22 protein-coding genes are annotated in these 23,703 nt (G+C 70.7%); 9 read left to right on the top strand and 13 right to left on the bottom strand.

The genetic code is table 11. The features are described from left to right. Positions 1-95: 95 nt before the first annotated feature. Positions 96-530 carry a VOC family protein gene (locus ACWIHY_RS29515; protein ID WP_454378927.1) on the bottom strand — a complete coding sequence of 145 codons (435 nt, stop codon included), beginning with the start codon at positions 528-530 and terminating at the stop codon, positions 96-98. Positions 531-811: 281 nt separating this feature from the next. Between ACWIHY_RS29515 and ACWIHY_RS29510 the strand changes: the two genes are divergently transcribed. The 4 genes from ACWIHY_RS29510 to ACWIHY_RS29495 all read left to right on the top strand — a co-directional run bounded on the left by ACWIHY_RS29510 (position 812) and on the right by ACWIHY_RS29495 (position 4,879). Next, positions 812-2,092, top strand: coding sequence for a PucR family transcriptional regulator (locus tag ACWIHY_RS29510; RefSeq protein ID WP_454378926.1), 1,281 nt, complete (start codon positions 812-814; stop codon positions 2,090-2,092). Between the two features lie 193 nt (positions 2,093-2,285). After that, the gene (locus ACWIHY_RS29505) at positions 2,286-2,531 is read left to right on the top strand and encodes a hypothetical protein (protein ID WP_454378924.1); all 246 of its coding nucleotides are present in this window, start codon (positions 2,286-2,288) and stop codon (positions 2,529-2,531) included. Continuing rightward, positions 2,531-4,168, top strand: a complete 1,638-nt coding sequence (locus tag ACWIHY_RS29500; RefSeq protein WP_454378923.1) for a sodium/solute symporter — start codon at positions 2,531-2,533, stop codon at positions 4,166-4,168. The genes ACWIHY_RS29505 and ACWIHY_RS29500 overlap by 1 nt, the downstream gene beginning before the upstream one ends. Positions 4,169-4,180: 12 nt before the next feature. Next, the gene (locus ACWIHY_RS29495) at positions 4,181-4,879 is read left to right on the top strand and encodes a formylglycine-generating enzyme family protein (RefSeq protein ID WP_454378921.1); all 699 of its coding nucleotides are present in this window, start codon (positions 4,181-4,183) and stop codon (positions 4,877-4,879) included. A 61-nt stretch (positions 4,880-4,940) separates the two neighbouring features. On the opposite strand, the gene ACWIHY_RS29490 is transcribed toward ACWIHY_RS29495, so the two are convergent. Beyond that, on the bottom strand, positions 4,941-5,831 hold the full coding sequence (locus ACWIHY_RS29490) for a D-alanyl-D-alanine carboxypeptidase family protein (protein WP_454378919.1): 891 nt from the start codon (positions 5,829-5,831) through the stop codon (positions 4,941-4,943). Positions 5,832-5,952: 121 nt separating this feature from the next. Next, complete coding sequence (locus ACWIHY_RS29485) at positions 5,953-7,491, bottom strand: ArnT family glycosyltransferase (protein ID WP_454378918.1); 1,539 nt, start codon at positions 7,489-7,491, stop codon at positions 5,953-5,955. 201 nt (positions 7,492-7,692) lie between these two features. Here ACWIHY_RS29485 and ACWIHY_RS29480 point away from each other — a divergent pair, with 201 nt between their 5' ends. Continuing rightward, positions 7,693-8,565, top strand: a complete 873-nt coding sequence (locus tag ACWIHY_RS29480; RefSeq protein ID WP_454378916.1) for a class I SAM-dependent methyltransferase — start codon at positions 7,693-7,695, stop codon at positions 8,563-8,565. 21 nt (positions 8,566-8,586) lie between these two features. Here ACWIHY_RS29480 and ACWIHY_RS29475 read toward each other — a convergent pair whose 3' ends face one another. Beyond that, positions 8,587-9,207, bottom strand: coding sequence for a TetR/AcrR family transcriptional regulator (locus ACWIHY_RS29475; RefSeq protein WP_454378914.1), 621 nt, complete (start codon positions 9,205-9,207; stop codon positions 8,587-8,589). A gap of 90 nt (positions 9,208-9,297) precedes the next feature. On the opposite strand from ACWIHY_RS29475, the gene ACWIHY_RS29470 reads away from it, so the two are divergent. Next, positions 9,298-10,446, top strand: a complete 1,149-nt coding sequence (locus ACWIHY_RS29470; protein ID WP_454378912.1) for an agmatine deiminase family protein — start codon at positions 9,298-9,300, stop codon at positions 10,444-10,446. Positions 10,447-10,535: 89 nt separating this feature from the next. Here the strand turns inward: ACWIHY_RS29470 and ACWIHY_RS29465 are convergent, their stop codons facing one another. From ACWIHY_RS29465 to ACWIHY_RS29430, 8 genes are all read right to left on the bottom strand, one after another. Further along, the gene (locus tag ACWIHY_RS29465; RefSeq protein ID WP_454378911.1) at positions 10,536-11,381 is read right to left on the bottom strand and encodes a GNAT family N-acetyltransferase; all 846 of its coding nucleotides are present in this window, start codon (positions 11,379-11,381) and stop codon (positions 10,536-10,538) included. 111 nt (positions 11,382-11,492) lie between these two features. Next, positions 11,493-12,395 (bottom strand): TauD/TfdA dioxygenase family protein, encoded by a 903-nt coding sequence (locus ACWIHY_RS29460; protein WP_454378910.1) that lies wholly within the window; start codon positions 12,393-12,395, stop codon positions 11,493-11,495. 129 nt (positions 12,396-12,524) lie between these two features. Next, positions 12,525-13,883 carry an LLM class flavin-dependent oxidoreductase gene (locus tag ACWIHY_RS29455; RefSeq protein WP_454378908.1) on the bottom strand — a complete coding sequence of 453 codons (1,359 nt, stop codon included), beginning with the start codon at positions 13,881-13,883 and terminating at the stop codon, positions 12,525-12,527. Between the two features lie 59 nt (positions 13,884-13,942). Then, positions 13,943-14,887, bottom strand: coding sequence for an ABC transporter permease (locus ACWIHY_RS29450; protein ID WP_454378907.1), 945 nt, complete (start codon positions 14,885-14,887; stop codon positions 13,943-13,945). Next, positions 14,884-15,741: an ABC transporter ATP-binding protein gene (locus ACWIHY_RS29445; RefSeq protein WP_454378906.1), complete on the bottom strand. Its 858-nt coding sequence runs from the start codon at positions 15,739-15,741 to the stop codon at positions 14,884-14,886. The genes ACWIHY_RS29450 and ACWIHY_RS29445 overlap by 4 nt, the downstream gene beginning before the upstream one ends. 4 nt (positions 15,742-15,745) lie before the next feature. Next, entirely contained in the window at positions 15,746-16,840 is a 1,095-nt protein-coding gene (locus ACWIHY_RS29440; protein ID WP_454378904.1) for an ABC transporter substrate-binding protein, read from the bottom strand. Between the two features lie 71 nt (positions 16,841-16,911). After that, the gene (gene ssuE / locus ACWIHY_RS29435; RefSeq protein ID WP_454378902.1) at positions 16,912-17,469 is read right to left on the bottom strand and encodes an NADPH-dependent FMN reductase; all 558 of its coding nucleotides are present in this window, start codon (positions 17,467-17,469) and stop codon (positions 16,912-16,914) included. Between the two features lie 487 nt (positions 17,470-17,956). Further along, entirely contained in the window at positions 17,957-18,421 is a 465-nt protein-coding gene (locus ACWIHY_RS29430; protein ID WP_454378900.1) for a hypothetical protein, read from the bottom strand. Positions 18,422-18,766: 345 nt separating this feature from the next. Here ACWIHY_RS29430 and ACWIHY_RS29425 point away from each other — a divergent pair, with 345 nt between their 5' ends. Together ACWIHY_RS29425 and ACWIHY_RS29420 are read left to right on the top strand one after the other, a co-directional pair. Further along, positions 18,767-20,077, top strand: a complete 1,311-nt coding sequence (locus ACWIHY_RS29425) for a phytase (RefSeq protein ID WP_454378898.1) — start codon at positions 18,767-18,769, stop codon at positions 20,075-20,077. A 208-nt stretch (positions 20,078-20,285) separates the two neighbouring features. Continuing rightward, positions 20,286-21,890 (top strand): sigma-70 family RNA polymerase sigma factor, encoded by a 1,605-nt coding sequence (locus tag ACWIHY_RS29420; protein ID WP_454378897.1) that lies wholly within the window; start codon positions 20,286-20,288, stop codon positions 21,888-21,890. A 53-nt stretch (positions 21,891-21,943) separates the two neighbouring features. On the opposite strand, the gene ACWIHY_RS29415 is transcribed toward ACWIHY_RS29420, so the two are convergent. After that, the gene (locus ACWIHY_RS29415) at positions 21,944-22,564 is read right to left on the bottom strand and encodes an L-threonylcarbamoyladenylate synthase (protein ID WP_454378895.1); all 621 of its coding nucleotides are present in this window, start codon (positions 22,562-22,564) and stop codon (positions 21,944-21,946) included. 245 nt (positions 22,565-22,809) lie between these two features. Between ACWIHY_RS29415 and ACWIHY_RS29410 the strand changes: the two genes are divergently transcribed. Continuing rightward, entirely contained in the window at positions 22,810-23,688 is an 879-nt protein-coding gene (locus tag ACWIHY_RS29410) for a chitinase (RefSeq protein ID WP_454378986.1), read from the top strand. Positions 23,689-23,703: the final 15 nt, after the last annotated feature.

Here is a 23,703-nt window from a genome sequence, read left to right as displayed (position 1 = left end):
TCCGCGAGCGGTGCAGGGACCTCCTGGTTCCAGGGTACGCAGCCCTCCGCGAGCGGCCCGGCCCTCCGGCGGACGGCCGCAAGGGCAGGCCCCCGTCAGACAGCGGCCGCCGCGACGCAGAACTCGTTGCCCTCGGGGTCGGCCATCACGATGTGATGGCCGGCGACCTCCGCCAGGACGCTTCCGCCGGCCTTCACCAGCCGCCGCGATTCCGCCCCGATCCGAGCCCACCGCTCCTCGGCGCTGCCGTGTCCCGGCACCCGGACGTCGAGGTGAAGCCGGTTCTTCGCCGTCTTCGGTTCGGGGACCCTGAGGATCGCGAGCCGGGGGCCGACGCCGTCGGGGTCGCAGAGCCAGGCCGCGTCGTCCATCGATTCGTCCTCGGGCAGGCCGAAACTCGCGAACCACTCCTCGCGGGTCCTGAAGGGGGCGGGCGGCGGCTCGTCGACGTAACCCAGCGCCGTCTTCCAGAACTCGCCCACGAGCCGCGCGTTCGTGCAGTCGAGGGTCAGACTGATCACGGGTGCCATGGCAGGACCGTACTGCCCGCCTCCGACAGTCCACGTCCCGGTGCCCTGAGGGCATGGCCACGTACCCCCGGCGGACCGCCGGATGTGGCGGAGACATCACGGTTTGGCTGAGACCTCGCCCTGGGGTAACCGACTGCTTAGCATGGTGGCTTCCCGAGGATGCCACCGCCTGCCACGCTCCGGCGGCAGACCCGGAGGAGGAACCGCACCGCGCACCGCGCAGCTCATGACACGGCAACGCGCCGTGGTGCTCTCGCACGTCCCATCCGTTTGGAGGGTCCATGCACACCACCAGTGCCGTCCCCGGCAGCGTTCGCAGCGGTCCGCCGTCCCACGACCCCGTGGGCTCGTCCCCTCTCCAGCTTTTCGACCGCGCGTGCCGGCGCCTTCTGGGACACGGCACGGACTTCACCGACACCGTGGCGGAGAAGATCCGGGCCGAGGTGGCGTACTACGCCGACCCGGTGCTCGCGCCACCCGACCTGCGGCAGTCCGTGGGCACCGGCGTCCGTCACGGGCTGGAAGCCGGCCTGGACCCGGGCAGCATCGTGGACATCGAGCGGTACACCAGGGAGCTGGGCATCCGGCGCGCGGAGGAGGGCCGCCCGCTCGACGAGGTGATGCACGCCTACCGTGTCGCCGGCTCGGAGGTCTGGAGCGGGATCATCCGGGTGGTGGAGCGGGACGGGCTCGGCGACACACGCCAGCTCGTGCACGTGGCCGAGCTGGTGTGGAAGCACAACGACCGCGACGCCGTCCTGGTCGCCGACGCCTACCGGCAGGTCGCCCAAGGCGTCGCGAGCCGGCACGGCGAACGCGTCCGCCTGATCCTCGCCGCCGTGCTGGAGAGCCGCAGCGAGCCCGAGTTCGTCCGGGACGCGGCGGCGATCCTCGGTCTGCCGGTCGACGGACGGTTCGCGGTGGCGGTGATAGGCGCCACCCCGCCGTACGGCCGTCTGCCGGAGACCGTTCCCGAGGTACGCGGCATGCAAATCCTGCGCCACACCCGCGGGCAGCGCGCTGTGCTCGTCGCCCACCTGGGCGACCGTCCCCTCGACGCGCTCGTCTCCGGCCTGGCCGCCGGCACCGGCCTGCGCATCGGCGTCAGCCCGGTCGTCCAGGGCCTGCACAGCATGCCCCGAGCGCGTGACATGGCGGGGCTCGCTCTGCGCACGTGCCGGGCCGACGGCGAGATCGCGCGGCTCGACACCCGCCTGCCCGACGGTCTCCTCATCTCGCGGCCCGACCTGTCCGCCGAGCTGACCCTCCAGGTGCTCCAGCCCATGTACGGCCTGGAACCCGCGGACCGCGAAATCCTGTTCGACACCCTCCGTGTCTGGATCGAGAAGGGCGGCTCCGCCGTACAGACCGCCCGGCACATGCTCTGCCATCGCAACACCGTGCTCAACCGGCTGCGCCGCTTCGAACAGACCACGGGCCTCGCCCTGTCCCGGCCCCGCGATCTGGTGCAGCTCACGCTCGCCCTCGACGCCCTGCGCCTGCTCGGACCGGCCGCCGCGCCCGGCGCCCCGGAGGAACCGAGTCCGCTGCCGGCCCGCTGACGGCATGCGGCGGTGACCGGGGGCCGGTAGCCGTGAGCGGTGCGGGTGAGTGGGCATCAGCACAGTGACGGAGCAGACGCATTGGGAGCGGACAACAACGCGAGTACAGCGCGTGGACGGGCCGGGTCGCACATGCTCTGGTGAGCCGGCGTCGCGGGAAATCCACCGCGTCCCCGCCCCGTAGGAGAGCGCCATGGCCCAACAGCACGCCCCCCGGCTTCCTCACTCGTCACCGTCGTATCGCCCAGGCAGGTCCTTCGCGGTGGTCAACGGACTGACCTTCGGCGTACATCTGCTGCTCGCTCTCTGCGCCGCCGAGTTCATGGCCACGCGCATCTGGGGAGAGACGAGCATCGGCATGGTGGCACTCCTCCTCCAGGGTTCCCTCCTGCTGTGGTCGGCGGCGCGCTACGACCGCCTCGCGGACGTGGAGTACTGATGACGACGGCTGAGATTCTGCTCGCCGCGTCACCCGGCGACCCCGTGCTGGACGCGGACACGCGCGGCATGGTCCTCGTGGGCTTTCTTACGTTCATCGTGCCCATCCTCTTCATCTGCGTGCTCAGCGGCCCCGCGCGGGACCGGGTCAACGACTTCTACACGGCGGGCCGCAAGCTCGGCCCCCTGCGCGGCGCCCTCGTACTGTCCGGCGTCTACCTGTCCGCGGCCACGGTGCTCGGCACGACCGGCAGTGTGGCTGTCTTCGGGTACGACGGTCTCTTCATCGCCATGTGCACGGTGCTGTCACTCGGCGTGCTGCTCCTGCTGGCCGGCCCCCTGCGCGAGCGCGCCTGTTACACCTTCGGCGACGTATTCGCGCTGCGGGCCCCTGGTCCGGCGGTACGCATCGCGGTCGCCGTCGTGACCTTGAGCGCCTGCGTCCCGTACTTGGTGGTCCAGCTCTCCGGTGCGGGAGTGACCACCGCGACGCTGCTGGGGCTGTCCGGTCCGGGCCCCGAGAAGACGGCCATCGTCATGATCGGCCTCCTGGTCGTCTGCGCCACGGCGTTCGGCGGCATGCGCGGCATGATCACGGTTCAGATAGTCAAGACGGTGGTGCTGTCCGGCATGGCCCTGGCCGTGGCAGCGGTCGTGCTCCACCGTTTCGACTGGAGCGCCGGCTCCCTGATCCATGCCGCCGGGCAGGGCAGCGGCCGGCCCGCCACCTATATGCAGCCCGGACTCCGCTTCGCCGGCAGCGGCGGAGCCGAAAGCACGCTCGACCACATCGGCCTGATGGTCAGCATCGTGCTGGGTGTGGCGTGCCTGCCCCACGTCGCCATGCAGCTCAACACCGCACCCGACGCGGCCTCCGCACGCCGTACGGTGCGCCACACCATCGCCATCGTGGGTACCTTCTGCCTCACCACAGCCGTACTGGGCTTCGGGGCCGCGGCGCTGGTCGGAGCCCCGAAGATCCTGGCCGCGGATCCCGGCGCCACCGGCACGCTGCTGATGCTCACCGGCGAACTGGCGAACGGCGCGTCCGCGGGTGACGCATGGCTCGCCGTCCTGGTCTCCTGCGCGGTATTCCTCACCACGCTCGCGGTCGTGGCGAGCGTCACCCTGGCGGCCGCGGGAGCGGTCGCCCACGACCTGGTCACGCATGTCCTGCGCCGCGGGCGCACGACCGAGGGCCGCGAAGTGGCCGCCGCCCGGATGGCGTCGGCCGGGATCGGAGTACTGAGCATCGCGCTGGCGGTCCGGGTCCAGGGATGGAACGTAGGTTTTCTGTCGGCCCTCGCCCTCGCCGTCGCGGCCTCCTGCCTGTTGCCGGCCCTGGTGTACTCGCTCTTCTGGAGCGGCTACACCCGCGCCGGACTCCTGTGGACGCTGTACGGAGGCCTGTTCTGCGCCATCGGACTGCAGATCTCCGGCCCGGTCTTCTCGGGCACGCCCATGGCGCTCCTCCCGGAACGGCATCTCGACTGGTTCCCGCTCCAGACGGTTGTCCTCGTGTCGATGCCGGCCGCCTTCCTGCTCGGCGGGCTGGGCAGCATGGCGGGACGGCGGCGGCGGGTGCCCGGGGTCGCCGAGGCACCACGGCATGCTGTCACCGAGGACAGGCGTCGGTAGGATCGCCTGCTCATGGACACTGCAGACATTCGGATGATCACCGTCCCGCCGGGGCAGGTGACGCTGTCGGACCGGAGAACGCAGCGCAGTTGGCCGGTTCAGATCGCTCCCTACCGGATCGCGGCGTTCCCGGTCACCCAGGCGCGGTACGCACGGATCACCGGCCGGCGCCCGAGCACCGCGCAGGGCGACCGGCTGCCCGTCGAGGGCGTCTCGTGGCTGGACGCCGTCCGGTTCTGCAACGCCCTGTCCGAGAGTGAGGGGCTGGCGCCCGCGTACCGCCTCGACGCCGACGCGGAGCGTACCGGGTGGGACCCGTCCGCAGACGGGTACCGGCTGCCGACCGAGGCCGAGTGGGAGCACGCGTGCCGCGCGGGTACGGCCGGCGCGCGGTACGGGCAGCTCGACGACATCGCCTGGCATCGCGGCAACTCGCAGGAGGGGATTCACGAGCCGGGCGGAAAGCAGCCCAACGCGTGGGGCCTGCACGACATGCTGGGCAACGTGTGGGAGTGGTGCTGGGACGTCTACGACGCCGAGGTCTACGGCACGTACCGGGTGCTGCGCGGCGGCGGGTGGTTCGACGAGCCCTGGAGCTGCCGGGCCTCGGTGCGCCGCCGCAGCCACCCGACCTTCCGGATCGACGACGTGGGTTTCCGCGTCGCGCGTTCCCTCGTTCCCCCGCACGCCGGTCCCGTGCCGGCCGGTTGAACCAGCTCCGCACGGTGGCGGGGGCAGACTCATGGCCTGCCCCCGCCACCCTGCTGCCCGGCTACTTCCTGAAGCCGTAGTTCATCAGTTTCTTCGCGTCCGTCGTGCGCTGGACGGCCGAGGTGGAGGCGAGGACCGTGCCGATGACGGTCTTGTTGCCCCGGGTGGCGGCGTAGACCAAGCAGTATTTGGCCTCGGGGCCCGAGCCGGTCTTGACGCCGATGTTCCCCGAGTAACTGCCGAGCAGGTTGTTGGTGTTGGTCCAGGACATGAACCGGTAGCCGTTGTTCCTCGTCGTGACCTTCTGCCTGGTCGACTTCGTCTTCACGATCGTGCGGAACGTGGGGTATGTCATCGCGTTGCCGGCGAGCTTCGTCAGATCGTGCGGTGTCGAGTAGTTCGCGGTGCGTCCGATGCCGTCGAACGAATCGAAGTGCGTGTTCCGCAAACCGAGGGTCCTGGCGGTCGCGTTCATCTTGCCGATGAACGATTGCACCCGCTTGGCCCGCGTCGACCCGCTGCCGAACTTGTCGGCCAGCGCGTACGCCGCGTCGCAGCCGGACGGGAGCATGAGCCCGTACAACAGCTGGCGGACGGTGACCTTGTCACCGACGATCAGGCGGGCCGACGACGCGGTCTTCGCCACGATGTAGTCGCTGTACGCCTTCTGGATCGTGACTTTGGAATTCAGGTTGAGGTTCCTCTGCGCGAGCACCACCCGGGCCGTCATGATCTTCGCGGTGGAGCCGGTCGGCAGACGCCTGTCCGCGGACTTGGCGAACAGGGTCTTCCCCGTGCCGCTGTTCATCACGAAGCCGCCCTTGGCGGCGATCGTCGGCGCCCTGAGCGTGTCGGCCTGCGCCGGGGCGGAGAACGGGCCGCCCGTCAGGACGGCTCCGGCCGTGACAGCGACTCCTGTCGTACGAAGAACTGCCGGGATGTCGGTTTTCAAGATGGGTACTCCAAACGCCCCTGCCAGGGCGGCCACGTGAGACTGCCGGTTGCTCGTACAACGCCCGGGACGGGGCAATGGATGTGTCCCGTACGACTGCTCCTCGGCGCGCTTGCCGCGATCAGCTTTCCGTGCCCCCGCCCGGCAGGCCGGCGGCAGGCGACAGATAGGCGCGGAAACCGGTTCGGCGGCCCAGGTCGGGAAGCGGGTGCAGGCGCCACGCGCGGGCGTACGCAGGGGGGCGGCCGCCGGCGGCGACGAGGACCGCGACGGGCCGCCGGACCCCAGTGGCGGCGAGCGCACGCGGGGTGGTGCTGCCGTCGTGGCCGCTGGGCTGGCGGGACGCGCACCCGGTCCGGAACGCGACGCGGACCGCCTGGTCGCCGCTGATCACGCAGGGCGGCCGCACGCCCTGGGCCCGCAGGTCCGCCGCGATCGCGCTGAGGTCGGTGGTGTCGCGCCGTACCCGGTCCGCCATGCCGTCGACCACGGCGTACTGAATCGTCAGGTGGGCCACGGCACCCACGGCGACGATCCAGGCCGTGGCACGCCCCCACCGCGCGCCGGGCCCGCAGACCCGGACCAGGCACTGCGCCACGGGCAGGGCCAGCAGCGCGTACGCCGGGAGCAGGAAACGCGGGGCGGCGTACCCGACGGTGAACAGGTACGGCGCGGCCAGCGTGATCCCCACCAACGTGGCCAGGACGATCGGCGCGCGGTACCGGGTGCGGCCGGCGGCGCCCGCGCCGCCCGCCACGAAGAGCGGCAGCGCGAAGAACCAGGCGGCTGTAACAGGGTTGCGCCACGGCACGTCGCAGGGCCGGCACAGCGCACGGCCGCCCAGCGCCCGCACGTGGTCGTCGACGGCGAAGTACCACCTCAGGTGACCCTGGATCTCGCTGGCCCGTCGCAGCCGCGCGGTGAGACCTCCGTAGTGGACGTACGCCTCGGCCACCCACTCGGCGCAACCGAGAACCACGCCGGAGGCCGCCACGACGACCAGCAGGCCCCTGCGGCGCGTACGCGGCATCACCAGGGCCGCCACGACGAGCGGCAGTGCCAGCCACACCGCGTCGGACGGGCGCATCAGCGCGGCGAACGCCACCGCCGCTCCCATACCGATCAGTGCGCCGCGGTCCTCGGGGTCCCGGGCGGCCCGCAGGAAGCACCCCACGGCGGCGAGCGCCCCGTACGCGACCCAGAGGTTGGGCATCGCCTGCGAGGCGTAGAACATCGTGACCCACAGGCTGGCGAACAGCCCCCCGGCGACCGCCGGCACGGGAGAGGGCAGCAGCCGCCGCCACACCCACAGCGCGAGGAACAGGCCGACGCCGGCCAGTACGGCCAGGTACAGGCGGAGCGCCGGGACCGAGGTGGTCAGTGCCGTGAGCGGCGCGACGAGGTAGGTGATGCCGCGGGCCCGGGGCGCGCTGAAGAACGCCGCGGGGGACTGCGGGCTCACCTGACTGACGTACACGCTCTCGTCCCAGCCGAGTCCGAGACCGGGTGCGACGAGAGCCAGGTGAACGAGGGCGAAGCCGGCGGCGACGGCCGCCAGCAGGGGGAACGGCCGCGCGGCCTTGCCGTTGGGGGAGCGGCGCCGGCGCGCCTCGATCTGCACGCGGTACGGCTTCTCGACGACGAAGCGTGTCTCCTGCATGGGCCGGCTGCCTCACTCGGGGGTACGGCGGGCGACGGTTCCCCGGCCCTGTCCCGTCCACGCTGCGGCCGACCGCGCCGGGCCCACCACGCGGGGGAGGCACTCGGCTGAACCGTTCTCCCGAACGAGTGAGGCGGCGCGTCACGAGACCCGTGGTTAGCATCCGACCAGGGGAAAGCCATCGATGGCACGGAGGCCGTCATGCAGCAGAAACCCGCTTCGCGCCTGTCGGTGAACCGTTCACGACTGGGTCACAAGCTGCGCTACGCGCTGCGGCATCCGGGACGCGTACTGCCCTACCTGCGCCGTGCGGGGCGGGACTGCCGGCTGCGGCTGCGGCACCGGGGCAACCACGTCGCGTACTACCGGGCGGTGATGGCGTCCGACACCGCGCGCAGCCCGGAGGCGGCGGTCGGCGGCGGGCCCTCGCACGACCGCTGGCTGGCGATCGGGCAGATGCAGTACGACTACCTGGTGGGGCACGGGCTGACGCCGCAGGACCGGATGCTGGAGATCGGGTGCGGCAATCTGCGCGCCGGGTGGCGGTTCATCGAGCACCTGGAGCCCGGCCACTACTACGGCATCGACATCTCACCCGACATCCTCATCGAGGCCAAGAAGACCGTGGTCCGCTACGGACTGCAGGCCAGACTCCCGTATCTGACCCCCGTCGGGGACCTGAAGCTCGACTTCCTTCCCGACGCCTGGTTCACCGTGGTGCACGCCCACAGTGTCTTCTCGCACTCTCCGCCGGAGGTCATCGACGAATGCCTCGCCCACGTCGGGCGGGTGCTCGCGCCCGACGGGTTCTTCGACTTCACCTTCGACCGTACGGAGGGAGCCGAACACCAGGTGCTGGGTGAGGACTTCTACTACCGTACGCAGACGCTGGCCGGGCTGGCCGCGAAGCACGGCCTCGCCGCCCGCTTCATGGACGACTGGGAGCGGCTGCCGCACGGCCAGTCCAAGCTCCGGATCACGCACGCCGCGGCCGGGCAGGCAGCGGCCGGACACCACGCCGGGCGGCCGCCCGGCCGGGCCGTGGAAGCCGACGTGCCTGCGGTGGAGCCCTGAGCGAGCGGAGCGTTCCGGGGGTCAGCCCGGGGAGCCCGTACTCCGTCCCGGGGCCGACGGTGACCCGGCCGGCCCGCGGAGCTCCGAGGCGAGGGCTCCCCGCAGCAGTTCGCGGGCGCGGTCCAGGGAGATCGAGCCGCTGAGCCAGCGTTCGCTGAGACCCTCCACGAGAGTCGTCAGGCGCTCCGCCGAGTCGGCGGCGAACACGTCGTCGGCGACGGTGCCCGCTTCCTGCGCCTGGCGGATGAGCGCGGTGGCGTACTCCCCCCATTCGTCGGTCGAACTCCGGATCTGCTCGCGCAGTTCGGGTTCGAAGACGGCGGTGGCCCGCAACTCGCCCCAGGCGATGCTGTTCTCCTTCACGGCGGGCACGTCCTGGAGCTCGAGCAGCAGCATCTGCTCCAGATGTGCGCGCGGATCGGTCTGTGGCGAGGCGGAGGGCTCGGTGTAGCGCTCGGCGCGCTCGTTGACGAACTCCAGGGTGCGGCGCATCAGGCCGGCGCGGTCGCCGAAGTGGTAGTAGATGAGCGCGGTCGACACCTCGGCCTCGGCGGCCAGCTCTTCCACGCGCAGGCCACGTACTCCGCGCCGGGCGATGACGCGGGTGGCGGCCTGAAGGATCAAGGTTCGGCGGTCTGACACAGTGCCTCACCGTACCGGCTGAGCAGTGCTAGCCTGACATTCCTGACTGAAATTTCAGTCAGGAATCGAATCTGACGGTTGGAGACGGTTGTGAAGGAGCGAACCCGGCGGGCCCTGCTCAGGTCCGGTGCCGCCGCCGCACTCGGCGGAACCGGCTTCCTGGCCTCGGCCTGCACACCGGCCACCGGCAGTGAACCGGCCACGCGCCGCGCGTCGCCCAGTGGTGCCGGGCCGGAACACCGGATGCCGGCTGAGTCCCGGCGGCACGCACGCACGCTGATGGCGTGGCCGCCGTCGGACTCGTTGTGGGAAGACGCCGCCCCGGCCGTCCAGCGCGACGTGGCCCGCATCGCACGGGCCGTCGCCGAGCACGAACCGGTCACGCTGCTGGCGGCACCCGGGGAGACGCGCGCGGCGCGGCGGGCATGCGGAGCCTCGGTCGAGGTCGTACCCGTACCGGTGGACGACTTGTGGATGCGCGACAGCGGTCCCACCTTCGTGACCGGGCCGGGCCGCGCGCTCGGCGGCATCGACTTCAACTTCAACGGCTGGGGCGGCAAGCAAGGGCACCGGCGCGACGGTCACGTCGCGGAGCGGCTGCTTGCCCGGGACCACCTGACCCGGATCAACGCTCCGATCACAGCGGAAGGCGGCTCCCTGGAAACCGACGGCGCGGGCACACTGCTCGTCACCGAGAGCTCGCTGGTCAACCGCAACCGCAATCCGGGCCGCTCCCGCGCGGACATCGAGGCCGAGTTGAAGAAGCTGCTCGGGGTCAGCAAGGTGATCTGGCTCAAGGGCGTACGGGGCCAGGACATCACCGACTGCCATGTCGACGCGCTGGCCCGGTTCGCCGAACCGGGCGTCGTCGTACTCGGACGGCCTGCGGCCAAAGCCGCGCCGGACGTGTGGACGCGGGTGTACGACCAGGCACGCGGAGTCCTGGAATCGGCGACAGACGCGCGCGGCAGGCGGCTGGAGATCGTCGAGTTGCCCGAACCGGATCCGGCCGAACTCGGCACGCGAGGAACGGACTTCCTGGGCTCGTACGTCAATTACTACGTGATCAACGGCGCGGTACTGCTCCCGCGCTTCGGCGACCGCACCGCGGACGACCGCGCCGCATCGATCATCGGGGACCTGCACCCCGGGCGGACCGTCGTACCCCTGGACATCGACACGCTCGCCGAAGGCGGGGGTGGCATCCACTGCGCCACCCAGCAGCAGCCGGCGGCTTGACGGCCGCGGCGCCCTGTGGCGGGCAGGTGGTCACGCGTGGTCACGCCGTGGCAGGTCCACCGGAGCGTCGTACGAGGCTGCGGCCCGGCCTACTGCCCGCGCGCCGGCTGGTTGGCGATCAGCAGGGTGGTGCCGGCCGGACGGAAGCCCAGGCGGGCGTAGATACGGGCGACGGCCTCCTCCGCGTAGGCGAGGAAGACGGTGCGCACTCCGTGTTCGCGGGCGTGCGAGGCCAGGGCCACCATGACGGCGGCGCCGAGGCCTTGGCGCCGGGCGGCGGGGAGGGTGCCGATACCGCCGATCTCGGTGGCTCCGCTCGCGGGGTGGTAGTGGCCCGCCGCGAGGGGAGTGCCGTCCGGGGCGAAGGCGGCGACGAGCGTCTTGTGGCCGGCGTACAGGGAGGGACGGATCGTATCGACCGTGCCGTCCGCCGAGAGCCTTTCGGCCACCGCCGTCAGCTCCGCGCGGCCCGCTGTGCCCACGGCCGTGCCCTCGGCGGCGAAAGCCAGCTGGGGCAGGGCGAGTACGGCGGGCAGAGCGGGGTCGTCGGCGTCCAGCGCCCGGACGGTGACGCCTTCGGGCAACGACTGCGGGGGCAATGGACGGTGCGGGTCGAGGACCATGAGCGGGCGTTCGGCCACCGGGAGCCCGGCGGCCTCGATGCGGGCGCGCAGCGACGGCGTCACCTCGGCGAGCCACTCGAAGGCCTCCGGGACGCCGAGCTCGCGCTGCCGGGCCCGCACACGGGCGATGTCCGTGGCGGTCACGGGGTCCGCCGAGGCGGGCCGGGCATGGTGGGGGCCGCCGTAGTACGGGGTGCCCGCCTCCTTCCGTACGAAGAGGCGCAAGGTGCCGAACTCCTCGGCCTCCGCGAACACCAGCGGCACGGTGGCGTAGTACTGCTCTATGCGGTCACGCAGCGACGTCTCGATCATGCGGCACATCCCATCACGGCTCGGCGCCGCGCCGAGCCCATGCCGGTGGTGGTTCGGGGAAGGGCCGGGTGCGGGCACCGGACAGCCGGCTCCCGCACCCAGCCGTCAGGTTCAGGCCGCTGAGGGCGTGTAGTGCGAGGCGTCGTCGCCCTCGATGACGTGGCTGAGCGAGCCGCCGACGCCGGCCGGTACGTCACCGGCGACGGTCACCCGGTGCAGCAGGCGCGGCAGGTCGCCGTAGTCGTCCGGTGCGTAGTGCTGAGTCACGCGGTTGTCGAACAGGACGAGGTCACCGGGGGTCCAGGCGACCCGCACGATGTTCTCGGGGCGCGTGACGTACGACTGGAACAGGCGCAGCAGATCCCGGGAGTCCGACGGGCCGAGGCCGACGATGCTCTGCGCGAAGCCGCCGATGAACAGCCCCCGCTCTCCGGTCTCCGGGTGCACGCGCACGACCGGATGGGCCGTGCGATACGTACGCGACACGAACTGCCTGCGGTGTTCGGCGGCCTTCTCCGTCTTCGGGGCGGCGTAGTCGTAGGCGTTGGTGTGGACGGCCCACAGCTTGTCGGCCAGCTCGCGCAGCGGCTCCGGCAGATCCCGGTAGGCGGCGGCCGAGTTGGCGATGAGGGTGTTGCCGCCGTAGGGCGGCACCACGATGCTGCGCAGCGTGGATGCCTTGGGCGGCGTACGGACGAACGTGACGTCGGTGTGCCAGTGGTTGGCGCGAATGCCCTCGTCGCCGTCGACGGGCAGGATGCTGGGCTGCCCGTCGACGGAGCGGACGGTGGGGTGCGCGGCGGTGAGCTCGCCGAAGAGGGAGGCGAAGCGGAGCTGGGCCGCGTCGTCCAGCCGCTGGTCGCGGAAGACGAGCGCCTTGTGCTCCAGGAGCGCGGAGTTGATCTCGCCGACGATGGCGGGGTCGAGGTCGCCGGAGGCGTCCACGCCGAGCACCTCGGCGCCTATACGTCCGCCGATCCTCCGGATGTCGAAGCCGGTACCGGTGGTGGTCATGGGTGGTGTCCTTTCAGGAGGTGATGGGCGGTCGGGGGGTGGCTGGGGGGCCGGACGAGCCGGGCGGCGGCAGGGTGCCGCCCGGCCCGCCGCCGACGGCCAAGGCGTCGGTGGTGAGGCCGAGGCCGGTCACGTCTGCTGTTCTTGTACGGCGCCCCCCGGGGCGGCCAGCCGGTTGGCGGGCCGGGGCAGGCCGTAGTGCTCACGCAGGGTGCGGCCGGTGTACTCCGTACGGAACAGGCCGCGACGCTGGAGAATCGGCACGACGTGGTCGACGAAGTCCTCCAGGCCGCCGGGGAGATGGGGCGCCATGATGTTGAAACCGTCGGCGGCCCCCTGCGTGAACCACTCCTCGAGCTGGTCGGCCACCTGCTCGGGGGTGCCCGCGAAGACGCGGTGGCCGCGTCCGCCGCCGAGACGCGCGATGAGTTCGCGCAGCGTCAGACCGTCGCGGCGGGCGAGTTCTGCGACGAGGGTGAACCGGCTCTTGTTGCCGTTGATGTCGCGTTCCTCCGGCAGCTCCGGCAGCGGCCCGTCCAGCGGCAGGCCACTCAGGTCGGTGCCGAGCATCCCGGACAGCTGGGCCAGCCCGTACTCCGGCACCTGGAGGTCGGTGAGCTCCTGCTCCAGGGCGCGTGCACCGGTCTCCGTCGACCCGATGACGGGGCAGATGCCGGGCAGGATCCTGAGGTCGTCCTCGGCCCGGCCGTAGCGCGCCAGCCGGGACTTGAGGTCCTTGTAGAAGGACTGCCCGTCGGCCAGCGTCTGCTGGGCGGTGAACACGGCTTCGGCGTACTGGGCGGCGAACTCCTTGCCGTCCTCCGACGAACCGGCCTGCACCAGCAGCGGGTAGCCCTGCGGACTGCGCGGCACGTTCAGGGGGCCCTGCACGCCGAAGTGCTCGCCGCGGTGGCCGATCTCGCGGACCTTGTCGGTGTCGGCGTACACACCGCGCTCACGGTCCAGCAGGATCGCGTCGTCCTCCCAGCTGTCCCACAGTTTGGTGGCGACCTCGACGAACTCCCGGGCCCGCTCGTAGCGCAGGCTGTGTTCCAGGTGTTCGTCCTGCCCGAAGTTGCGCGCCTCGTTGACGGTGCCCGAGGTGACGATGTTCCAGCCGGCCCGGCCGCCGCTGATGTGGTCCAGGGAGGCGAACTTACGGGCGGTGTGGAACGGCTCGTTGAACGTGGTCGACACCGTGGCGATGAGTCCGATGTGCTGGGTGACCGCCGCCAGGGCGGACAGGAGCGTGAGCGGCTCGAAACCACCGAGGGCGTTGTGGCGGACCTTCCCCCACAGGGCGAGGCCGTCTGCGAAGAATATCGAGTCGAGCAGGCCGCGCTCGGCGGTCTGCGCGAGCTGCTGGAAGTAGCGGAGGTCGGTGACGCGTTCGGGCTGGGTGCGGGGGTGACGCCAGGCGGCGTCGTGGTGGCCGGCGTTCATCAGGAACGCGTTGAGATGCAGCCGGCGGGGACTGGTCGCGGACATGAGGGTTCCTCACAGCAGGGCGAGCGGGGGAGTGGGAGAGCGGTGGAACGCCGGCCCGGTCAGCCGGCCGCCGGGACGCGCCAGGAGCTGAGCCGGCGTTCCACGGCCACCAGGAACTGGTTGAAGACGACGCCGATGGCGGAGATCGTGATGATGCCCGCGTACATCTGCGGGATCGCGAAGTTGTACTGCGAGGCGTTGATGAGATAGCCGAGACCCGCCTTGGCGCCGATCATCTCGGCGGCGACCAGCACCAGAATGGAGACCGCTCCGGCCAGCCGGATTCCGGTGAACATGACCGGTACCGAGGCCGGCAGGATCACCTTCTGGAACATCCGGGGCGCGGACAGGTCCATCGACCTGGCCAGACGGAGCAGAGTCGGATCGACAGTGCGTACGGCGCTGATGGTGTTGAGCAGGATCGGCCAGGTGCACGCGTACACCACGATGGAGATCTTCGAGGTCTCACCGATGCCCAGCAGCAGCACGAACACCGGCAGCAGGGCCAGCGCGGCGGTGTTGCGGAAGACCTCCAGCAGCGGGCCGAGCAGGTCCGCGACCGGCCGGTACCAGCCGATCAGCAGACCGAGCGGGACGGCGACGGCCACCGCCAGACCGAATCCGCTGAACGACCGCGTCAGGCTGGCGCGCGTGTTGTCGGCGAGCTGCCCGTCGGCCGCCAGCCCCCACCAGGCGGCGGCGACCTCGCTGAACGGGGGCAGGAACGTCCGGTCGACCAGCCCGAGCCGCGGCGCGGTCTCCCACAGGAGCAACAGGGCAGCGACGGCCACCGACTTGGTGGCTCCCTTCAGCAGCAGGTACGGCAGCCGGCGGAGCCTCCCGCGCAACCGGGCCGCGGGCGCGGGCAGAGGGCCGGCGCCTCGCGACGGTCCGGGCGATGTTGCCCCGGCCGGAGAAGGGGGCGCGACTTGCGGCGCTTCGGTGACGCGCGGCGCAAGGTCCTCCTTGGTGGTCTCGACGCTGGTGCTGGTCACGGCGCTCATACGGCGACCTCCTCCTTCTCCAACTGCTGGGCCCGGGCGACCTCGTCGTGCAGCAGCGACCAGATCTCGTGCCGGTACCGTGCGAACTCCGGGCTGGACCTCAGGTCGTCCGTCGTGGTGCGGGAGTCGAAGGAGATCGGCACGATCTGCTTGATCCGGCCCGGCCGGGAGGTCATGACGGCGACCCGCTGCCCCAGATGGACGGCCTCCTCGATCCCGTGCGTGATGAAGACGACGGTCTTCTTCGTGCGCTCCCAGATCCGCAGCAACTCGTCCTGCAACGACTCCCTCGTCTGGGCGTCCAGAGCGGCGAACGGCTCGTCCATCAGCAGCACCTCGGGGTCGTAGGCGAGGCTGCGGGCGATCGCCACCCGCTGCCGCATCCCGCCCGACAGCTCGTGCGGATGGCGGTCCTCGAACCCCGTGAGACCGACGAGATCGAGGAACTCGCCCGCGCGCTCGGCCCGTTCCCGACGGGGAACGCCGGTCGCCTCGAGCCCGAACTCGACATTGCCCCGCGCTGTGCGCCACGGCAGCAGGGCGTACTGCTGGAACACGATGCCGCGGTCCAGCCCCGGCCCGGTGACAGGCACGCCGTCCAGCAGGATGCTCCCGCCGGTGGGCCGGGTGAGACCGCCCAGCAGATCGAGCAGGGTCGACTTTCCGCAGCCGCTGGGGCCGACCACGACGACGAACTCGCCCGCCGCTATCTCCAGGTCGATGCCGTCGAGAGCGGTGAGCTCGGCCGCCTGCCGTGCTGCCCCCGACTTCCGGGGCCTCCTCGCCCGGTCCTTGACGGTGAAGTCCTTCCGGACCTGTTCGAACACGATCTTCGGTGTGGTGGTTCCAGGCATGGGATCAGCTCCCGCTGGTCGATGCGGAGGGTACGGAGGGGGCGGAGGAGGACGGAGAGGCGGAGCCCGCGCCGCCGCCCTTGCGGTAGGCGTTGAACTCGTTGGTGTAGAGGTCGGACAGCGTCGCCTGCCCCTTCTTGATGTCACCGCGCTCCGTCAGCCAGTCGATCCAGAGCTGGAGTTCCTTGCCGCTGATCCGCCCTGCCGTCTCCGCGACGCCGTACGACTTCCAGTACCGCAAGGCGGCGGTGTCCTCACTGCGGCCGCGCTTCCTGACGACGTCCCTCATACGGTCGACGACCTCGTCGCGCGGTGTGCTCCTCGACCACTCGATGGCCCGCCCGACGCCCGTGACGAACGTCCGCGCCGTGCCGGGGTTCTGCTGCAGGAAGCGGTCCGTCATGACGTACGTGCCGGCGCTGAACGCGCCGAGGAGCTGGTGGTCGGTGAAGAGGGGGCGGATTCCTCCGGTCGCGAGGGCCTTGTCACGCAGGATGCTGCTGAGCACGGCCACTTCGATCTGCTTCTGACGCAGCGATTGTTCGGTGTTGACCGGCGGCACGACCAGCGGTTCGACCTTGTCGGCCTCGGCCCGGGACAGCCCGGCGCGCTGGAGGTAGATGCCGAGCATCGCCTCGGAGTGGGCCCCGAGGGTGTTCATGCCGACCTTCTTGCCGATCAGGTCGCGCGCCGAGCGGATGGGGCTGTCCTCGAGTACGTAGTAACCGCTGTACGAGTCCTTGTCGGAGCCGTAATAGCTGATGACGGCCTTGATGGGAGCCTTGTTGGCGGCCAGTTTGACCACCGCCCCGTTGAACGCGCCGCCGAAGTCGGTCTGACCCGTGGCCGCGGTCTGGATGTCCTGCGGGCCGCTGGTGGTATTGCCGACCCACTTCAGCTTCACGTCGTCCAGATAGCCGAGATCCGCGGCCAGTTCGGGCAGCGTGACCTGGCCGGCCCAGCCCTGGTACCGGAGTGTCCTGGTCCGGCTCTTGCCGGCAGAGCCGGCGTTCGCGGTCGTGCCGCAGCTGACCGCTACCGCCGAAAGACCGAGCAGAGAGAGGAACTGTCGTCGGGACGATGCGGTCGAGGTGCTCATGGGAGGTTCCTGTTCAAGTGGGTCGGACCGGTGGTGTGGTGGGCGCCGTGTGGAGCCCGGCGGACGAAGAGTTACGAGGCGGCCGCGGCGAGGGGCGCACCCGTGGCGAGGGCATCGGTGAAGCCGTCCACCGCTTGGAGCAGGCGTATCTCCGTCTCGGGCTCAAGCCCGACCGCCCCTTGGCCCAGGCGCTCGACCGCGCTGTCGAGCAGGAAGCAGCCCGTGACGACATGCCGGGCACCGAGTGCGGAGAGCACCGGGCGCAGGGCGTAGTCGATGGTGAGCACGTGAGCGAGGCTGCCTCCCGTCGCCAACGGCAGCACCGTCTTTCCGGCCAGCCCGGCCTGCGGCAGCAGATCGAGGAACGCCTTCAACAGGCCCGTGTACGAGGCCTTGTAGACCGGGGTGGCCACGATGAGCCCGTCAGCGGCGGCCACCTCGTCCAGCGCCCCGCGCAACTGAGCACTGGTGACGCGGCCGGCCAGGAGATCGGCAGCGGGCAGATCACGTACGGCGAGATGGCTGGTGCCGTAACCGGCGTGCGACAGCTGTCGCACGACCCGGTCCACCACAAGGGCGGTCCTGGAGTCGGCGGACGGGCTTCCGGATATGGCGAGAAGTGACGTCATGGGGGGCCTCCTGGGCAGGGTGAACACCGCTCCGGCAATGGCGGGTTGAGGGGTGTGTAAAAAGGTCCGCGAATACCGGAGGCGCGAAAAAAGCTCTTCGTCGGGAATCACCGGTGACGAGCGCGTCATTACAGGGAAGCGGGCGCAAGAACACGCCGCTGTTTTTCTGCCGAGTCGTCGAGGCAGAGGGGGCGCCGCTCACATCAGCGGCGTGAAAGGGGTTACGAACCGTGGGAACGAGTCAGGAGAGAGCGCTGCCGACGGGTCTAGCGACCGGCGGCACAGATGGCGCTGGCATGACGTCGCAGATCGACGTGCAGGCGCGCGGCGAGGTTCTCGGACTGGTTCACACGCAAGAGGCTGGCAGCGAAAACCGGCCACGTCAACGACTCTTCCGCCTGCGTCTCACATTCCGAATTTCATGTCACACGTGCGCAATGCGGCGTTCATCATTGTGGCGGTGACCCGGCTTGCCGCCCTCTGCTCGTTATTTACTCAGGGCGTTCGCGACGATGATGAACAGGCCGAAAAGCATGTCCACGCAGCCTGCCCGGCACGCTGCCGCCCAGCCGCGTCCGGCCACGCGGGTGGCCCACAACCCCCAGCCGAACAGCGTCACTGTGTTGACCACCAGGGCGGCCATGAGAGCGGAGCTCTCGCTCCACCATCCCGCCTGGGCGCTGAGCAGTGCCCCGACCGTGGGGAGTACGGCGACCATCAGCGGCCACTCCGCCAGAACGGACCGGAGTGTGCTGGTGACCGCCGCGTCGTGGGCCACTCGGTGGGCGAGGGCATGGGCGTAACCGTGCGACGCGGCAGCGGCCAGGCCGGCCACCAGTACCCAAAGGGCGTCGTAGCCGGGATTGGGGTCCCCGCTGTCATTCTCCAAAGCGGCGGCCAGAGCACTCGCCAGCACCGTTCCGTACACGCCGCCGAACAGCAGCCGCTGCAAGGGCTCCGCCCGCCGGGCCGGACGTCGAGTAGTGCTGGGGCTGCCTGACAAGACGTCATCTCCCAAGAACAGGCGGTTTCATTTCAAGAGATTTACCAGCATGAATGCGACTTCTGTGAAACATGAGGACAACATGCCCAATGAGCCGGTTGGCAGGAGAGCGGGGCAGGCCCCGGCCCCTCGTCGCGGCGGGGGCTCCTTGCTCGGTCCTGCCGGACGGGGGCCGCGCGTGGTGAGTTCACGGCCCGCACACGCATGTACCGCATGTCGTACGGCTGGCGGCCACCCTGCGGTTGGATGCTCACGCCCGGTGATTGCCATGTCCCCGACAGTACGGAGATCTCCATGACCACGAACGGCCCTGTCCGCGCGGCGGCCCTGATCGCGGGTACGGCGCTGGCGGCAATCGCCGCGCTCGCGCCCGCCCAGGCGCGTACGCACGCCTCCGAGGCGCTGCCCGCCGTCACCCCGAAGGCGGAGACGCCCACCCTGTACGACGACGAGGCGGGCGGCAGCGCCAACGCCGACGACCCCGCGATCTGGCGCAACTCCGCCGACCCCGGCAGCAGCCTGGTGATCGCCACGGCCAAGGAAGGCGGCCTGCGGGTCTACGACCTCGACGCCCGTCAGGTGCAGTCGGTACCGGCGCCCGCCGCACCCGGCCCCGACGACGCTCCCGGCCGGTTCAACAACGTCGACCTCGTCCACGGCCTGCGGCTGCCGGCCGGGCGCGCCGACGTGGCGGTGACCACCGACCGGGGCCACGACCGGCTGCGGATCTACCGCATAGACCGGCGCCACCCCGGCGGCCCGCTCACCGACATCACCGACCCGTCCGCCCCCCGCGTCTTCTCGGCCGGCCAGGACGAGGTCAACGACCAGCAGACGGCCTACGGCCTGGCGACCTGGACGGACCGGGCCAGCGGTCGCTCCTACGCGCTGGTCAGCCGCCGCAACCGCACCGCCGTCGCCCTGCTGGAATTCACCTCCACCCCCGGCGGCACGGTCACCTATCGCAAGATCCGGGATCTCACCCTCCCGTCGGCTTTCCGGCTCCCGAACGGAACCTCGTGGACCCCGTGCGCCGAGCCCGGGGAGCTGCCCCAGGTGGAGGGCATGGTGGTGGACCCGGCCAACGGCATGCTCTATGCCGGCCAGGAGGACGTCGGCATCTGGCGCATGCGCGCCGACCTCACAGGGACGCCGGAGCTCATCGACAAGGTCCGCGAATTCGGCGTCCCGGGTGTGTACGACGAGGAGACCGAGGAATGCGCCCCCGGCGCGGACCCCGGCTTCGGCGGTACGCGCCTCGCGGCGGACGTCGAGGGGCTGACGCTGCTCACCGAGGCCGACGGTGACGGATACATCCTCGCCTCGAGCCAGGGAGACGACACCTTCGCGCTGTACGACCGCGAGCTGGAGGACGACAACGAGTACGAGGCCGGCTTCCGCGTGACCGCCGCCGGGCGCACCCTCGACGGCTCCGAGGAGTGCGACGGCGCCGCCGTCCTCAATGCCCCGCTCGGCACGAAGTACCCCAACGGCCTGCTCGTCGTCCAGGACGGCCACGACACCCCGTCGGTCCCCGAGGGACGGGAAGCGACCGGCTTCAAGTTCGTGGACCTCGGCCGCGTCATGGACGGTATCGACGACTGACGACCGATGACTGACGGCCGCGTCCGGCCGCCCGGGCTCGTACACCGCGAAAGCTGTCCGATGGCCGGGGACGACCGCTGTGCGGACGACCCCGGCAACTCGCCACGGATCACATCTGCTTTTCTGTTATCCCCCTCCGCGCGACCGGTCTCCCTGGTGTCGGACGGAACAGCGAGGAACGGGCCCAGCCCGAGGAAGAGAGCCGAGTGTGGGCAGCGAGCGTGAAGCCGCAGTGGTCAAGGCGGCGCAGGGCGGCGACCAGCGGGCGCAGGACGAACTCGTCACCGCGTACCTGCCACTCGTCTACAACATCGTGGGCCGGGCGCTGAGCGGGCATGCCGATGTCGACGATGTGGTGCAGGAGACGCTGATCCGCGCGCTCGGCGGCCTGGGCTCGCTGCGCGATCCGGGCAGCTTCCGGTCCTGGCTGGTGGCCATCGCGATGAACGAGATACGCGACCGCTGGCAGGCCCGCCGGGTGGACCGGACCGGCGGTGAGCTGGACGAGATCCACGATGTGGCCGACCCCGGCGCGGATTTCGTGGACCTGACCATCGTGCGCATGGGGCTGTCGGGGCAGCGCAGGGAGGTCGCGGAAGCGACCCGCTGGCTGGACGCCGACGACCGGGCGCTGCTGTCGCTGTGGTGGCTCGAGGCCGCGGGTGAGCTCACGCGGGCCGAGGTGGCTGCCGCGATGGAACTGTCACCCCAGCACACCGCGGTGCGGGTGCAGCGCATGAAGGCCCAGCTGGAGACCGCCCGCGTGGTCGTCCGCGCCCTGTCGGCGGTGCCGCGCTGCGTCCTCCTGGACAATGCCCTGGCCGTGTGGAACGGCGTGCCGTCCGCGCTGTGGCGCAAGCGGCTGGCGCGCCACGCCCGCGACTGCACGGTCTGCTCCGGGTACGGCGCTGAACTGGTGCCGGCCGAAAGACTCCTGGTGGGCCTGGGGCTTCTTCCGGTGAGCGCCGCGCTGGCCGGTGCGGCGCTGTCCGGCGGGCGCGACACCGTCGGCCTTGCCGCTCACGGCGACGCCCCCGTCCGGCTCGCGCCCGCCGGGCGCCGTCAGGAACGGCACAGCCGCCGGTCGCGGCGCCGGCGGGCGGTCGCGGCCTCGGCCGCGGTGCTGCTGGTGGGAGGCGGGGGATACGCCGGCCTGACGCTGCTGAAGCCGGGCGAGGCCCCGGAGACGACTCGTTCGCAGGCGGCCACCGAGGCGGCGCCGCCACCCGTCGTGGCTGCGACACCGTCCGCCTCACCCACGCCGTCGAAGTCCGCGTCGAAGTCCGCTTCCCCGCGCCCCTCGGCTTCGCCGGCCAAGAAGGTCTCCAAAGTGAAGCCCCGGCCGACCCCGAGCAAGACGCCCCCCAAGACCTCTCCGCGCCCGGCGGCCCCCGAGCCCAGCCCCACGGTCCAGCAGGGCACGAGCTCCTCGCCCTTCGCGCAGCAGGTCACGGATCTGGTCAACGCGGAGCGGGCCGACAACGGTTGCGGCCCGGTCCGCCAGAACAGCCGGCTGGACACGGCGGCCCAGCGCCATTCCGCGGACATGGCCGCCCGTGACTTCTTCGACCACACCAACCCGGACGGCGCGGGCCCCGGTGAACGCGTCACAGCCGCCGGCTACGCCTGGAGCACCTACGGCGAGAACATAGCGCTGGGCCAGCGGACCCCCGCCCAGGTGATGGAGTCCTGGATGAACAGTTCCGGCCACCGCGCCAACATACTCAACTGCTCCTTCAAGGAAATAGGAGTCGGAATCCACGACGCCTCAGGTGGCCCTTGGTGGACGCAGGTCTTCGGCGCGTCCCGCTGACGGCATGGGCCCTGGGCGCCGCGGGCAGGCGCTTCGCCGTGTCCACCGCCCGGCTACTCGAAGCGCGCGGTGTCGCCTGCCCCGCGGCGTACGATCTCGGCTTCGCCGCTGGAGAAGTCGATGACCGTGGTCGGCTCGGTACCGCAGTCGCCGGAGTCGAGGACGGCGTCCACCACGTGGTCGAGCCGTTCCTTGATCTCCCAGCCCTGCGTCAGCGGCTCGTCCTCGTCGGGCAGGAGGAGGGTGCTGGAGAGCAGCGGCTCGCCGAGGTCGGCGAGCAGGGCCTGGGTGACGGCATGGTCGGGAATCCGTACGCCGACGGTCTTCTTCTTCGGGTGGAGCAGCTGGCGGGGCACCTCCTTCGTCGCCGGGAGGATGAAGGTGTAGCTGCCGGGCGTCGCTGCCTTGATCGCGCGGAACACGTCGTTGTCGACGTGCACGAACTGGCCCAGCTGCGCGAAGTCCTGGCACACCAGGGTGAAGTGGTGACGATCGTCGAGGTTCCGGATCGAGCGGATCCGGCTGAGGCCGTCACGATTGCCCAGCTGGCATCCCAGTGCGTAACAGGAGTCCGTCGGGTACGCGACCAGCGCGCCGGAGCGGATGCTGTCAGCCACCGTGCTGATGGTGCGCCGCTGAGGATTTTCGGGGTGTACGTCGAAATACTTCGCCATCCGCCGAGCCTACGCGATCAGGACACCCGTACCCCGGCGGCCCGGGGGCCCGCGCCGAACTCGTCCTCGTGAAATGTGCGTCGCTCCGCACCGAGCGGTTTCGCATTGGTCTATACCTTGACTTGATCATGACATCGCGCTTGAGTGTGGGCAGCCCCCCACCACGGCCGCGCCGGAGGCCAACAGCGCTCTCCGGCAAGGCCGTTGCGCTCTCAAGGAGTGATCGAGTGCTGAGAACACGCCTCATGGCCCTGCTGACCGCGTTCCTCGTCGCTACAGGCCTCGTCGTGACACTGACGCCGTCGGCGACCGCGGCAGCCGCGGCGACCGTCTGCGACACCGCGCCGAACTGGCAGCAGGGTGCCTGGTACACGACTGGCAACGTTGTCAGATACAACGGCGCGTACTACATAGCCGAGCACGACAACCCGGGTTACGACCCGACCGTCAGTACCTGGTACTGGAACCCGCACACCTGCAGCGGCGGCGGCAACCCGTCCCCGTCCGGCTTCGTGGTCAGCGAGTCGCAGTTCAACCAGATGTTCCCGAACCGCAATTCCTTCTACAGCTACAGCGGCCTGACCGCGGCCCTGAGCGCCTACCCGGGCTTCGCGAACACCGGCAGCGACACGGTGAAGAAGCAGGAGGCCGCGGCCTTCCTCGCGAACGTCAGCCACGAGACGGGCGGACTGGTTCACGTCGTCGAGCAGAACCAGGCCAACTACCCCCACTACTGCGACTGGAGCCAGTCGTACGGCTGTCCGGCCGGCCAGGCGGCGTACTACGGGCGCGGACCGATCCAGCTCAGCTGGAACTTCAACTACAAGGCGGCCGGCGACGCCCTCGGCATCGACCTGCTCAACAACCCGTGGCGTGTCCAGAACGAGGCGGCCGTGGCCTGGAAGACGGGCCTCTGGTACTGGAACACCCAGAACGGCCCCGGCTCGATGACCGGCCACAACGCCATGGTCAACCAGGCCGGCTTCGGCCACACCATCCGCTCGATCAACGGCTCGCTCGAGTGCGACGGCAAGAACCCGGCGCAGGTCCAGAGCCGTGTCAGCAAGTACCAGCAGTTCACCCAGATCCTGGGTGTCCCCACCGGTTCGAACCTCTACTGCTGAGGCCGGGCCGCCCCT

Source organism: Streptomyces sp. NPDC055287 (genome assembly GCF_053646035.1).
This window is presented reverse-complemented; position numbering and strand designations above follow the sequence as displayed.

What these genes read in the sequence shown, in the direction of transcription:
- ACWIHY_RS29410 (WP_454378986.1), top strand. Translation starts at nt 22,810, where the DNA reads ATGGCCCTGCTGACCGCGTTCCTCGTCGCTACAGGCCTCGTCGTGACA.
- ACWIHY_RS29450 (WP_454378907.1), bottom strand. Translation starts at nt 14,887, where the DNA reads ATGAGCGCCGTGACCAGCACCAGCGTCGAGACCACCAAGGAGGACCTT.
- ACWIHY_RS29465 (WP_454378911.1), bottom strand. Translation starts at nt 11,381, where the DNA reads ATGATCGAGACGTCGCTGCGTGACCGCATAGAGCAGTACTACGCCACC.
- ACWIHY_RS29485 (WP_454378918.1), bottom strand. Translation starts at nt 7,491, where the DNA reads ATGCAGGAGACACGCTTCGTCGTCGAGAAGCCGTACCGCGTGCAGATC.
- ACWIHY_RS29415 (WP_454378895.1), bottom strand. Translation starts at nt 22,564, where the DNA reads ATGGCGAAGTATTTCGACGTACACCCCGAAAATCCTCAGCGGCGCACC.
- ACWIHY_RS29455 (WP_454378908.1), bottom strand. Translation starts at nt 13,883, where the DNA reads ATGTCCGCGACCAGTCCCCGCCGGCTGCATCTCAACGCGTTCCTGATG.
- ACWIHY_RS29445 (WP_454378906.1), bottom strand. Translation starts at nt 15,741, where the DNA reads ATGCCTGGAACCACCACACCGAAGATCGTGTTCGAACAGGTCCGGAAG.
- ACWIHY_RS29500 (WP_454378923.1), top strand. Translation starts at nt 2,531, where the DNA reads ATGACGACGGCTGAGATTCTGCTCGCCGCGTCACCCGGCGACCCCGTG.
- ACWIHY_RS29510 (WP_454378926.1), top strand. Translation starts at nt 812, where the DNA reads ATGCACACCACCAGTGCCGTCCCCGGCAGCGTTCGCAGCGGTCCGCCG.
- ACWIHY_RS29440 (WP_454378904.1), bottom strand. Translation starts at nt 16,840, where the DNA reads ATGAGCACCTCGACCGCATCGTCCCGACGACAGTTCCTCTCTCTGCTC.
- ACWIHY_RS29505 (WP_454378924.1), top strand. Translation starts at nt 2,286, where the DNA reads ATGGCCCAACAGCACGCCCCCCGGCTTCCTCACTCGTCACCGTCGTAT.
- ACWIHY_RS29480 (WP_454378916.1), top strand. Translation starts at nt 7,693, where the DNA reads ATGCAGCAGAAACCCGCTTCGCGCCTGTCGGTGAACCGTTCACGACTG.
- ACWIHY_RS29515 (WP_454378927.1), bottom strand. Translation starts at nt 530, where the DNA reads ATGGCACCCGTGATCAGTCTGACCCTCGACTGCACGAACGCGCGGCTC.
- ACWIHY_RS29460 (WP_454378910.1), bottom strand. Translation starts at nt 12,395, where the DNA reads ATGACCACCACCGGTACCGGCTTCGACATCCGGAGGATCGGCGGACGT.
- ssuE (WP_454378902.1), bottom strand. Translation starts at nt 17,469, where the DNA reads ATGACGTCACTTCTCGCCATATCCGGAAGCCCGTCCGCCGACTCCAGG.
- ACWIHY_RS29425 (WP_454378898.1), top strand. Translation starts at nt 18,767, where the DNA reads ATGACCACGAACGGCCCTGTCCGCGCGGCGGCCCTGATCGCGGGTACG.
- ACWIHY_RS29495 (WP_454378921.1), top strand. Translation starts at nt 4,181, where the DNA reads ATGGACACTGCAGACATTCGGATGATCACCGTCCCGCCGGGGCAGGTG.